The sequence below is a fragment of the Thermoanaerobaculia bacterium genome (genome assembly GCA_018057705.1).
Classification (GTDB): Bacteria; Acidobacteriota; Thermoanaerobaculia; order Multivoradales; family JAGPDF01; genus JAGPDF01.
In genome coordinates, this window is record JAGPDF010000099.1 from 1 (window position 1) to 12,768 (window position 12,768).

Here is a 12,768-nt window from a genome sequence, read left to right on the forward strand (position 1 = left end):
GGCCAGAAACCCTCGGCCGTCCGCCCGACCTCCTCCGGCGCCCCCATGCCGTCGCTCGCGCGCCGGAAGATCGTGCCGTCGTTCTCGCGGTCGCTCGCGTAGTAGAGATACCGGTCGTCGGGCGACCAGACCGGGCGGCTGTCGCCCCCCTCCTCGAAGGTGATCCGGCTCGACGTACCGCTCTCGAAGTCGTGGAGCCAGATGTCGTCGTCACCCTTGCCCGGGCTGTTGTTGGTGTAGGCCAGGCGCTTGCCGTCGTGCGAAACCTTGAACTCGGAGAAGAGCCCCTGATCGAGCACGCGCTTGCCGACACCGTCACGGCCGAGCCAGACGAGCGAAGAATAGGTGCCGCGTTCCCCTTCGCGATAGGCGAGCGTCCCGTCACTCGACACCGTGGCGAGGGCCTGCTCGTTCTGCGTGAAGGCGACCGGCGAAGCGATTGCGACCGCTTCCCCGGCGACGGCGAGCCCTGCGGGATCGAAGCGCTGCGCGAGCAGCGCCCCTTCGCGCCAGAAGAGGATCGCGCCCGGCCCGGGGTCCGCCGAGAACAGCGGTGAGGAGTTGGCGGCGATCAGGGAATGGCGCTTGCCCGTCGCGAGCTCGAGCGCCTCGATCCGGCTCCGGTCCTCGCGTGCCCCGGCCTCGGCGGTCTGTGCGAGGAAGAGGATCGACTCGCCTCCGGGCAGAAAGACCGGAAAGCGATGGCTCTTCTCGTTGCGTGCGCCGTCGAGCGTCGTGAGCGCCTTCGGCGCCTCTGCCGCCCCTGCCAACGAGACGATCGACAGTCCGTCGCGGAACGTCGCGGCGAAGACGATGCGCCCGTTCGGACCCCAGCTGCCGCCGCGCGGTGTCGGCGCGTCGCAGATCGTCTGCGCCGGACCGCCGCGCAGGTCGATCCGCTTGAGCTTGCCTTCGGCAAAAAAGGCGACCTGCGCGCCGTCGGGCGACCAGAACGCCATCTGGCCACCGTCGGTCGAAGCGAGGCGCGTCGCGACGCCGGCGTCGAGCTCGCGGAGCCAGAGTGCGCCGCTGCGAGTCTTCTGGTCGACAGCGTAGAAGACGACCCGGCGGCCATCGGGAGAGAGCGCGAACGTGTCGCCGAAGCCGGTCTCCGGTGGTGCCACGAGCGCGGCATGGATCCCCTGCGGCGCCGGCGCCTTCGCGCCGCCCAGCCAGAGTGCCGCGAAGAGTGCCGCCAGGGCGATCGCTGCCGCGGCGAGGATCCAGGGCAGCGGCGCGGGCCGAGCGGGCAGAGTGCCGGCGGCCGGGATCGCCGCGGTGGGCACGCCGAGGTTCGGCTCGACGAGCGCCTCCTCGAGCGCCAGGCGGGCGTCGCCGATCGACTGCAACCGCTCGCGCGGTTTCTTGCGCAGGCAGCGCTGCACGAGCTCGACGATGCGCGGCGGTGTGCCGGCAGGCAGAGCCGAGAAGTCGGGCGTATCCTTGAGGACGCCCGCGAGGACGTGCGAGACCGTTTCGCCGTCGAAGAGACGCCGGCCGGCGAGCATCTCGTAGAGCACGACGCCAAAGGACCAGATGTCCGCGCGGCGATCCACCGCGCTGCCGGCGGCCTGCTCGGGAGCCATGTAGGCGGCAGTACCGAGGATCACACCGAGTTGGGTGCCGTGCGCCGCGGTCAGGGTGGGCGAATTCATGATCGTCGGCGAGCGCGCGAGATCGGCGGTGGAACCGCCGCCCGACGCCGAGTCCATCGCCTTGGCCAGCCCGAAATCGAGGACTTTGACCTTTCCTTCCCTGGAGGCCTTGACGTTCTGGGGTTTGAGGTCGCGGTGGACGATCCCCTTGTCGTGGGCCTCTTCGAGCGCCTGGGCAATCTGGAGCGCGGTAGAGAGGCTCTCAGCAATGGAAAGGGCTCCCGCTTCCAGGCGTTCCGCGAGGGTCGGGCCGTCGACGAGCTCCATGACGAGCGCCTTGATGCCGCCGCTCTCCTCGAGGCCGAAGATCGAGGCGATGTTCGGATGATGGAGCTGCGCGAGGAGCTGCGCTTCGCGTTCGAATCGCGCCAGGCGTTCCTTGTCCTCGGTGAAGGCAGCGGGCAGCACCTTGATCGCCACCTCGCGCTTCAGGCGCGAATCGGTCGCGCGGTAGACCTCGCCCATGCCGCCCTCACCGATCTGGGCGAGGATCTCGTAAGGGCCGAGGCGGGTGCCGGGGGAGAGGGAGCTCATCGAGTCGGCATTCGGGGTGAACAGGCGGGAGACTACAACGTGGAGCCCCCGGGGCGCTTGGCGGTCTTCGGCGTACGACGTAGGCTCTGCAGGTGAACGAACCATCGATTTCGCGGGGCGTCATCGACTGCGCCTCTTATCGCGAGGGAGTGCGCGTCGCGACCCTGGCCCTGGACGAGATCCCGGCGGCGCTCGCGGATCCATCCATCTTCGTCTGGCTCGGCCTCTACGAGCCCGACGAGGCGCTGCTCGACCGCGTTCAGGCGGCCTTCCATCTTCACGACCTCGCGGTCGAGGACGCCCATCGCGCCCACCAGCGGCCGAAGCTCGAACGCTACGGCGACTCGCTGTTCATTGTCCTGCGTACGGCGCAGTTCACAGCCCACCCCGCCATCCCCGGCGACCCCTCCGACCACCGCGATTTCGAGCTCGGCGAGACCCACCTCTTCGTCGGCCCGCGCTACGTCGTCACGGTGCGCCATGGATCGCTCAAAGACCATGTCGGCCTCCGCGGCCGCTGCGAGTTCGAGAACGACCGCCTGGCGCTCGGGTCGGGCTACGTGCTCTATGCCCTGCTCGACTTCGTGGTCGACCAGTATTTTCCGATCGCCGAGGAGCTCGAGCGACAGTTCGAAGCCATCGAGACCGACGTCTTCGACGGCTTCAGCAGCCGCGAGACGACAGCGGATCTCTACGACTTCAGCCGCAAGCTCCAGTCGATGCGGCGGGCGGTCTCGCCGCTGCTCGACGTCCTGCAGCGCCTCGAGCGCTTCGAGGGGGCGCCGCTGCCGGAGAGCATGCAGGTCTACTTCCGCGATGTCCACGATCACCTGATGCGCATCCAGGAGATGCTCGAGGGCCTCTCCGAAATGAACCGTTCGGCACTCGCCGCGCATCTTTCGCTGCTCTCCGTCGCGCAGAGCGACGAGACCAAGCGCCTGGCGGCCTGGGCGGCGATCATCGCCGTCCCCACCATGGTCGCCGGGATCTACGGCATGAACTTCCAGTTCATGCCCGAGCTCGGCTGGCGCTTCGGCTACCCCCTGGTCGTCGGCAGCATGGTGCTCGTCTGCCTGGTCCTCTACCGCCAGTTCAAGAAGAGCGGCTGGCTGTAGCTCGTCTCGCCTGCCGTGTCCCTTTCCGATTGGCCTTGACGGTAACCATGTCAGGTACGGATCGGGAGGGCGCCGCGTGAACAAGTGGTCGAAGTGGATCGTCGCCGTCGGAGCCCTGGCGCTGACTCCGGGCTCGGAAGCCGTGGTTTCGCGCTTCGGGCAGCAGCTGATCGTCCAGGCGAGCATCAGCGGGCCGGAGGAAGGCGACCAGTTCGGCCTCACCCTTGCCGTCGGCGACTTCGACGACGACGGCTACCCGGACCTCGCGATCGGTTCCCCTTGGGAGGACTTCGTGAACGTGCTGAACAGCGGCGTCGTCTCGGTCCACTATGGTGGGCCGGGGGGACTCGGCGCGAGAATCGACGGCTTCGCTCAGGGGGACCCGCTGGTTCCGGACGAGCTCGCGGTTGCCGACCAGTTCGGCAAGAGCCTGGCCGCAGGAGACTTCGACGGCGACGGCATCGACGATCTGGCGATCGGCGCCTGGGATGCCGTGGGAGGCGTGACCCAGGCAGGCTCGGTGACGGTCCTCTACGGCGCACCCGGCGGTTTGAACGATCTCGGCGGCGCGCAGTGGTGGAGCCAGGCGAGCTCCGGCGTTTCCGGTTCGCCGGCAAACAACGACTTCTTCGGCAATGCGCTCGTCGCCGGCGACTTCGACGGTGACGGCGAAGACGACCTGGCGATCGGCGCGACGAACGACGACGAGGCGGGCACGAACGCCGGCTCGGTCACGGTGCTGTACGGTTCGCCATCCGGACTCACGACCAGCGGCATCGACTTCCTGACCTCGGCCTCGATCGCCTGCGCCTCGGTGGATGAGGGTGAGGGCTTCGGCTCGGTGCTGACGGCGGGGGACTTCGACGCCGACGGCGCCGACGACCTCGTCCTGGGGGTTCCAGAAGAGAGCCACTTCCCTGGCAACGTAACGATCGCCAACGCCGGGATGGTGATCGTGGTTCCGGGAACAGGGGATGGGGCGACTTCGGCTGCGGCCTTCTGCCTCTGGCCCGGTGTGGTCATGAACGGCGGGACGATGCCCGGCGAGCGCGAAGCCGACGCCTATTTCGGCTCGAGCCTGGCGGCGGGAAACGTCAATCGAAACTTCGCCCTGGGGCTGGTTCATGACGACCTGGCCATCGGCGAGCCGCTCGCGGACGTGGACGGGGAGGCCGGCGCCGGCGAGATCTACCTCCTCGGCGGCTCCGTAACCGGACTTACCGCGGCCTTGGCGGCTCGGCTCGACCGCGGCGATCTTCCGGGCGAGGACCTGGGTGTTGGCGCCCGCTTCGGGCGCAAACTGGCGATGGCACCTTCGGCCCATGGCGCTTCGGCGGATCTCCTCGTGCAGAGGGTCGACGCCAGCGGCAACCTCGCGGGGACGGTCTCCGTCATCCCGGGTTCGGCCGGCGGTCTGATCCTCTCGGAGGCGATCGCGCTTTCTTCCGCAGACCCTGGGCTCCTGATCGCGCCGTCCGAAACCGATGACAGGTTTGGCGAAGGCATGGCGCTCGGCGACTTCGACGCCGACGGTTTCAGCGAGTACGCCATTTCCGCGCCGGGCCGGACTGCCGCCGGCGTCGACGACGCCGGCGCCCTCCTCGTGCTGCGAGGAGCCCTCTTCTCCGACGACTTCGAGAGCGGTGACGATCGCCGCTGGACCTCCTCGACTCCCTGAGCGAGGCTGGTCCGGCGACCGTTCTCGAGGATTGCCGCCCGGATGGGCGGCATTTGGTGCGCCTCCTTCCTCCAGTATGGCGGCGCGACGAGAGCAGCCGGTAGCTTTGGATTCGACCAGCGGCCCCAATCTGTTCCAGCCACCGCCGTCCTCTGTCTCACAGCAGAAGGAGCGCTCTCTCGCGCTCGCGGTTTCACTCGGCCGGACTGGAAAGGAAGCCCTGGATGCCTGCTCGACTCGGTGCAGCTCTTTCTCTTCTCCTTCTGTGCGCCATCGAGGCTGGAGCCCAGGCGATCCCGGGCTCGGTCTGGCGCTACTACCGGCCGGGAAATACCGGCATCCAGGGCGACTACAACGACGCGATCCACATCGGCCCCGACGACGACCCGTGGATCGGCGGCTACGACCCGGGCTCCGAAGAGGGCGGCGTCGCCCGCTTCGTGCAGGCCGAGAACCGCTGGATCAACATCTCGAACGTGGACTACCCGGTGATCGGACACCCCGATCTGACCGGCACGACGCGGGTGAGCGACATCGCCGCCGACGCGCAGGGCGATCTCTGGCTGGCGACCTGGCGGGGTGCCTGGAAGATGGACCCGGACATCGGCGCGGCCTCCCTGGTCAATTACGCGGGTGCGAGCCCTGAGCTCGCGAACGGCGGCGCGCGCAACGTCGCCGTCGCCCCCGACGGGACGGTCTGGTTCGCGCTGATCGGTTTCGGCGGCGACCTGGGCGGCGTCATCCGCCATACACCGGCGACTTCCGACTGGCACTACTGGAGCGGCGGGCTGGCCTCGCAGGGTGGGAACAACTGGCCCCAGCTGGTCTGGCTGGTGCGCCGGCTGTCGATCCAGCCGAAGCCGGGGGGGGGGCTACATCGTCTGGGCGGACAGCGAGAACAGCTCGGCGCTGGTCTCCTTCGACAGCACGACCGAGCTCTGGACGCACCATGAGTTCTCCTTCACGCCCGGGGCCCTGCTCGACATGCCCGGCAAGGACTGCGTCGACGCCAGCGGCAACTTCTGGGCGCGGCGCTTCGTCGGCTTCTCGGGACCGACGCCGATCTACTCTCTCGACTACCGGACGCCGGCCGGCAACTGGGTCGTGCCGGCGCAGCCGGCGCTGCCGGCTTTCGACCCGCCGATCTGGGCGTTTCGCGCCTACGGCGACGGCGAGGCGCTGCTTGCCGACGGTCTCAGCCGGGTGTGGCATTTCGACGGCGCCGTCTGGGAGGACTTCGGCGTCTGGGGAGCCGGGACCTCGAGCGACGACCTCGCCATCGACAGTGCCGGCAACGTCTGGGCGACCGGTACCGGCGGCGCGGCGAAGCGCGACGCCGTGACGGGCGTCTGGCAACGCTATCGAGTGACCAACACCAGTCAGTACGACCTGTTCAACCAGGACCTCGCCCTCGATCCGTCGACCGGCGACCTCTACGCCTGCGCCAACGCCGGCCCGGGAGCCGGCGGCGTGACGCAGTTCGACGGCAGTCGCTGGACCGGTTGGAACGCCCTGCACTACGGTCTCGGCGTCGACTGGTCCTTCCCGACCGACAACTGCCAGGCGATCGCAGCTCGACCGGCGAGCGGCGAGGTGGCGCTGAACCCGATGTTCAACGGCATTCACCAATGGAACGGCGCAAGCTGGAGCGATCTCGCGGGGATGAACCAGAGCCGCGGCCTGGTCGAGGACTCGGCTGGGCGGCTCTGGTCGCTGGGGCTCGCCTACTCCCTCTCCTACCTCGACGGCGGCAGCTGGACCTCCGTCGCGAACGACGGCGCCGGCGGCAACAGTCTGCGGCGCGATCCGACGCGACCGGCGACGGTCTGGGCAGCCAATGTGGCCGAGGTCACCCGCACGGACGGCACCTACCGCTATTCGCGCGACTACACCCAGTTTCCCGAGCTCGACACGCAGAGCGACCTGTTCAATACCGTGGCTCCCGCGCCCGACGGCATCGCTTGGCTCGGTTCGACCCAGGGCCTCTTCCGGCTCGACGCCAACGCCGGGACCTATCAGTACTTCGCGGCGCTGGGCGGCCTTTCGACGATCGGCGCCATTCCGTTGGCGGTCACTCCGGACGGCAGGCTCTGGTTCAACCTGTTCGATCCCAACGGCACGGGCCCGCATGGCCTGGCGTGGTTCGATGGCCAGACCGCCGGGATCTACTCCGCGCCACGCAACGGCGGCCCGCAGTGGGGCGGGCTGCCCCATGCCCAGATCGCCGACCTCGAAGTGCGGACCGTCGCCGGCGGCTACGAGCTCTGGATGAGCTGCCTGTCGCGCGGCATCGCCGTGCTGTTCGTCCCGACCAGCCTGTTCTCCGACGGCTTCGAAGGCGGTGGCACCGCGCCCTGGTCGGCGACGGTGCCCTGACGCTGTTCAGCGCGGCTCGGGCGAGAGCCGGTCGTAGGCGAGAATCGCGTTCCACACCAAAGGATGACTCCCGATCGTCGAGCCGCGCCAGATCGGGTTGATCGCGAAGAGGAGGATGTTCCCCTTGCCGACCGGCGCCTGAACGACGGCGGCGCGCCGGGCGAGGTCGCCACCGTGATCGAGAAGGCCGGAGACGAGGAGCTCTTTGGCGTCGCCGAAGCGCAGCAGCGCTCGCGGCAGAAGCGGCTCGGGGATGACATTGGGATTGCGCCGCTTCTGTTCGCTGGTGAGGGGCAGGCTCTCCCAGCGTTCGGCGGTCGGCGGTGCAGGGGCGGCGGGGAAGGCGCGACCCTGCGGCGTGTCGATCTCGTCTTTCCCGCCGCGCCCGGTCGGCCGCCCGGTGCTCTCGTCGGAGGCGAAGCCGCCGCTCGCCAGGCGCGAGAGCTCGAAGCTCATTCCCTCGGCGCTGTAGACCGAGAGACGGCTGCCGAAGCCGTCGGTGATGGGAGAAGGCGGCAGGGCCGGGTCTCCCTGTGACGTCTGCGCCGGGAACCGGGCGTCGAGGATGCTCCCCGCGACCTTCACCTTGTCGGCGTCGGTGACCCGCACTCCGGGCGTGAGGCCGTTGGCGATCAGGAGCTCGGCGGTGTCTTCGACAGCGACCAACAGCCCGCCGCCCACGACGAACCGACGCAAGTGCTCGAGACCCGCGAAGCCGAGTCCCGGCCGCTGGTCGGGGGTGGAGTCGATCGTGCCGAGATGGGGTGTCTCGGCCGTCGTCATCCAGGGGAGCGGCCCGCCGAACATCGGCAGGCCGGTGACGATGCGCTGCGGCTCGGCGACGCCGACCGGGGGAAAGAGGATGACGTCGTACTTCGCGCCGAGGTCGGCCGTCACGGCGACGTCCTGGGTGCTGATGTAGTCGTACGGCACGCCGAGCAGATCGAGGCGCTGCCGCCACCAGCCTTCGGTCTGGGTGTTGAGCCAGCTGTGGAGCAGGGCGAGCCGCGGGCGGGGCACCGGGCGCGTCTCGACCGGCGGGCGCTCGGGCGCTGCGACGACCGTGATGCCGAGCCGGGTCGCGGTCTCGTTCATCCTTTCGCGATCGATGCCGGTGACGATCCAGCTGCCGCGCGGAAAGTCGCGCGCCTGGGAGCGAAACGCCGCCGTCGTGGCCTCGACCTTCACCCCGGAGATCCGATCGCCCCCCGCCGCGGTGTCGACCGCATAGCGCAGCGGCAGCATGGCGTCGGCTCCGCGCTGCGCCACCAGAAAGACCGGGCCCGTGCCGCTGACGCCGGACAGCGCGGCGACCGGCGTCGCGACGAGGCTCATCGGGGCTGAGAGAATCGCGCCGTCGACGAGCCGCAGCGCCTCGACGTCGAAGAGCTCGCCGAGGCTCCATCCGGTGTCGTCGTAGGGCTGCTTCTGTGGATCGTCGGGGCTCCAGTACTGCCGGTCGAGAAGGGCGTCGGCGACCCGGCTGTAGGGCTGGTCCATGCGTACGACGTAGCTGCCGGTCGGCAGCAGGCGCTCGTCTCCCTCGGCTCCCCTCTCCTGCGCCGCGTCGGCTGCTGCCGCAGCGCCCGGACCCTTGGCGGATGCCAGGCGAACGGTGAACGGCTGCGAGGTGCGAGAGATCTCGACATGCTGCCGGCCGAGGACGCGCAGGAGCTCGGCCTGCGCCTCGGGACGGCGGTCGTCGGCCGGCAGGACCCAGGCGGAAGGCCCCTCGCGCAGAGGTTTGGCGATCGCGCGCTTCCCCCGGGCGTAGAAGTTCGACAGCAACTGCGTGCGGTTCTCGGCCGCGAAGGCGAGCGCCACGAGGAGCCCCGTCTGCTGGTAGTTGTTGTTGTTGCGCTGCGACCACTCGACGCGCGGCCAGGGCGGATCCTGGCGATACCAGGTGCGCGAATACTGCTCCGGAGAGAGCTCGCGCACCTCGGTGTCGGCGCCGCCGTTGCCGAAGGTCTCGTAGAGGCGGCTCACACTGTTGTGCATCGCCGCCAGGAACATCAGATAGCCGGGACTCCAGGTGTCGAACTCGCCATGGGTGAAGACGCCGGGCATGCCGAGCTTCGTCATTTCGGCGACGTTCGACCAGCCGAAGAGCTGCCAGTCGTGGGTCAGCAGCGGATCGACCCAGGCGTTGTACGGGCCGGCGCCGACGGTGTTGTCGTAGAGGAACGGGACCGATTCGTGGAGATCGTGCAGGACCTGGGCGTGCCAGCCGAGATGGGTGTCGAGGACGTTCTGGGTCAGCGAGAGCGTCATCCCCATGGCGTCGCGGTTGTTGTCGTGCGCGACGTAGCGGCCCCAGTAGGCGAGACGCGGCCAGGCCGAATCGGGGTGGGCGAGATGCCAGCGATAGAGGTCCACCATGCGGTCGCGGCCGTCGACCTCGACGACCGGCGTGATGAGCGTGATCAGGCTCTCGCGAATCTTCTGGATGTACGGACTCTCGTCCACCGCCAGGCGGTAGGCGAGCTCCATGAGCGCGGTGGGCGAGCCGGTCTCGGGGGAGTGGATGGCGCCGGTGATGTAGTAGACCGGGACGCTGGCCGCGATCAGGCTCTCGGCGCGAGCGTCGTCGAGGTCGATCCTGCGCGGATCGGCGAGCTGGGCGAGACGCGCCCGATTCTCCTCCGACCGGACGAGGTTCTCCTCGGAGGAAACCGCCACCGCGATCCGTTCACGGCCCTCTTCGCTGGTGCCGATCGTGACCACGCGCACCCTGGGGCTCGCCTCGGCGAGCAGGCGGAAGTAGCGATGCACGTCGGCGGTATAAGGCAGGTAGCCCGGCGCCCCGGCGACGTCGCCGAGCACGGCCTGCGGCGCCGGAACGCTCTTCGAAGCCGGCAGGTAGTCGGTGAGCGGCGAGTTGAACTCCGGCGCGGTGGTATAGCGCCGGATGCGCTCCGTGGCGTCGGCATCGATCGGCTGCGTGAGATCGGGCACGAGACCCGAAGGCAATCGCGTCGCGACCGGTACGTCGAGTGCGAAGGCGGCGTTAGCGAGGGCGAGTGCTCCCGACCAGAGGATCCAACAGGCAGCAGAGCGACGCATCGGGAGGTCTCCAGGGCGCGGCAGAAGAGTTGCCGCAGGCCGAAGAATATCGAACGTCGCGGGGACCCGCCGTCTCCCGGCGCGAGGGATCCTGCGCTCCTCGGGCGCTCGAGGGGCCCAGAAGCCTCCCTTCTCGCGCCCTGCGGTGCTCGAATCCCTCGCACCGGGAGCCGACGGGCCAGGAGCCGTTCGTGGGATCCCTCGCGCCAGGCGGACGGCGTCGACTCGCCGCGCGAGGGATCCTGCGCTCCTCGGGCGCTCGAGGGGCCCAGAAGCCCCCCATCTCGCACCCTGCGGTGCTCGGATCCCTCGCGCGGCGAGCCGACGCTCCGGGGCGTTCGTTTCCCCGGGCTTCCGGGCTACGATTCGATCTGGACGATTGGAGGTCGTATGCGGGTCGTGGAATGTGTGCCGAACATCTCCGAGGGGCGGCGCCCCGAGGTGTACGAGGCGGTGGCGAAGGCGGCGGGGGCGGTGGCGGGAGTCACGGTGCTGGACGTCGATCCCGGAGCCGAGACGAACCGGACGGTCATCACGTTCGTCGGGGAGCCGGAGGCCGTGCTCGAGGGGGCTTTCCAGTTGATGGTCGCGGCGCTCGAGCGCATCGACATGAGCACTCACCAGGGGGCGCACTCTCGCATCGGCGCCGTCGACGTGGTGCCGTTCGTGCCGGTCTCGGAGGTCACGATGGCCGAGTGCGTCGAGCTCGCCCGGCGCCTCGCGGAGCGCGTCGGCCGCGAGCTCGCGATCCCGGTCTATCTCTACGAGCAGGCGGCGACCTCGCCGGAGCGCCGGAATCTCGCCGACATCCGCGCCGGCGAGTACGAGGGGCTGGCGGGGAAGCTCGCCGATCCGGCCTGGCGGCCCGATTTCGGTCCGGCGACCTTCGTGGCGCGCTCCGGCGCGTCGGTCATCGGCGCGCGGCCGTTCCTCGTCGCCTACAACGTCAACCTGAACACGGTGGACAAGCGGCTCGCGACCCGGATCGCCTTCGATATTCGCGAGAAGGGCAGGAAGCGCCTCGACGCTGCGGGCCAGCCGGTAAGAGACGCCGCCGGCGCCGAGATCTGGGATCCGGGCCTTCTTGCCGGCATCAAGGCGGTCGGCTGGACGATCCCCGAGTTCGGCTGCGCCCAGATCTCGATCAACGTCACCGACCTCGACGCGACGCCGCTCCATGTCGTCTTCGACACCTGCGAGGATCGCGCCCGCGCGCACGGTCTGCGGGTCACCGGTTCGGAGCTCGTCGGGCTGGTGCCGCGCGCGGCGCTCCTCGCCGCCGGCCGGCATTTCCTCGCGCGGATGGGACGCTCGACCGGTGTGCCGGAGCGAGCGCTGATCCACGTCGCGGTGCGCACGCTCGGACTCTCCGAGGTGAAGCCGTTCGACCCGCAGAAGGCGATCATCGAGGCCCGGCTCACGGCCCTGGCTGAAGGCGCGCCGCTCGTCGCGATGACACTCGCCGACTTCGCCGATGAGCTCTCGTCGGACTCGCCGGCTCCTGGCGGGGGATCGGTCGCAGCGTACGCCGGGGCGCTCGCCGCCGGGCTCGCGACGATGGTCGCGAACCTCTCGCACCCCAAGCGCGGTTTCGAGGCGAAGCAACCGGCGCTCGAGCGCATCGCGGTCCGCGGTCAGGCGCTCAAAGGTAGCCTGCTCGCCGCGGTCGACGCCGATACCGCCGCTTTCGACCGCTACCTCGCGGCGATGCGGATGCCCAAAGAGACGGCCGGGGAGCGCGCCCTGCGCGACGCGGCGATGGTGGTCGCGACGATCGCGACCATCGAAGTCCCCCTGGGGACTCTCGAAGCCTGCCCGGAGATCGTGAAGCTCTGCCTCGAGATCGGCGAGATCGGCCTCCAGGCCTCGCTCTCCGACGCCGGCACCGGCGCCGCGATGGCGCGTGCGGCGGCTTCGGGCGCCTACCAGAATGTCTGCATCAACCTGCCCGGTCTCGCGGACCGCCAGGCGGCATCACGGCTCCTGGCACGTGCCGACGCCGCCTGGGCGCGGACGCGCGACCTCGCCGCGCAGGCCGAGGCGAAATTCGTCGACGGGCTGCGGCAGGCGGCGGGCTAGCGCCCGACGGGTCGCTTCAAGACTGCGCGGCGCAGAGCCGGGTGCGATCGAGGAACCCCTCCCACAAGCGCTCCCAGACGCGCCAGTCGTGGCCGCCCGCGATGGTGTAGACCTGCTCCGGCGGGAGGAGTCCGGCGAGCAGCCGGTTCGAACGCGCGAAGTCGTCGGCGGCGCCCCAGCCGAGATGGAGCGGCACGGGTGGCCCGTCGCCCGGCCAGGTGGCGAGCCAGCTCCAGAGCTCCCGCCCGACGTCCGACTCGGCGAT

General features: G+C 69.7%; 8 protein-coding genes. 5 read left to right on the forward strand and 3 right to left on the reverse strand.

What is annotated here, in order from left to right; all coding sequences use genetic code 11:
- Positions 1-2,189 (reverse strand): serine/threonine-protein kinase (locus KBI44_19515; protein MBP9146671.1); only part of this gene is annotated, 2,189 nt, incomplete at its 3' end.
- 107 nt (positions 2,190-2,296) lie between these two features.
- On the opposite strand from KBI44_19515, the gene KBI44_19520 reads away from it, so the two are divergent.
- From KBI44_19520 to KBI44_19535, 4 genes are all read left to right on the forward strand, one after another.
- Positions 2,297-3,304: a magnesium and cobalt transport protein CorA gene (locus KBI44_19520; GenBank protein MBP9146672.1), complete on the forward strand. Its 1,008-nt coding sequence runs from the start codon at positions 2,297-2,299 to the stop codon at positions 3,302-3,304.
- Between the two features lie 76 nt (positions 3,305-3,380).
- The gene (locus tag KBI44_19525) at positions 3,381-4,982 is read left to right on the forward strand and encodes an FG-GAP repeat protein (GenBank protein MBP9146673.1); all 1,602 of its coding nucleotides are present in this window, start codon (positions 3,381-3,383) and stop codon (positions 4,980-4,982) included.
- Positions 4,983-5,206: 224 nt separating this feature from the next.
- Positions 5,207-5,935 carry a hypothetical protein gene (locus tag KBI44_19530; GenBank protein MBP9146674.1) on the forward strand — a complete coding sequence of 243 codons (729 nt, stop codon included), beginning with the start codon at positions 5,207-5,209 and terminating at the stop codon, positions 5,933-5,935.
- A gap of 31 nt (positions 5,936-5,966) precedes the next feature.
- Positions 5,967-7,358 (forward strand): hypothetical protein, encoded by a 1,392-nt coding sequence (locus KBI44_19535; protein ID MBP9146675.1) that lies wholly within the window; start codon positions 5,967-5,969, stop codon positions 7,356-7,358.
- A 6-nt stretch (positions 7,359-7,364) separates the two neighbouring features.
- Here KBI44_19535 and KBI44_19540 read toward each other — a convergent pair whose 3' ends face one another.
- Positions 7,365-10,424 (reverse strand): hypothetical protein, encoded by a 3,060-nt coding sequence (locus tag KBI44_19540; protein ID MBP9146676.1) that lies wholly within the window; start codon positions 10,422-10,424, stop codon positions 7,365-7,367.
- 390 nt (positions 10,425-10,814) lie between these two features.
- On the opposite strand from KBI44_19540, the gene ftcD reads away from it, so the two are divergent.
- Complete coding sequence (gene ftcD / locus KBI44_19545; protein ID MBP9146677.1) at positions 10,815-12,503, forward strand: glutamate formimidoyltransferase; 1,689 nt, start codon at positions 10,815-10,817, stop codon at positions 12,501-12,503.
- Between the two features lie 16 nt (positions 12,504-12,519).
- On the opposite strand, the gene KBI44_19550 is transcribed toward ftcD, so the two are convergent.
- Positions 12,520-12,768: alpha/beta hydrolase (locus KBI44_19550; protein ID MBP9146678.1), on the reverse strand; the 249-nt coding region annotated here is incomplete at its 5' end.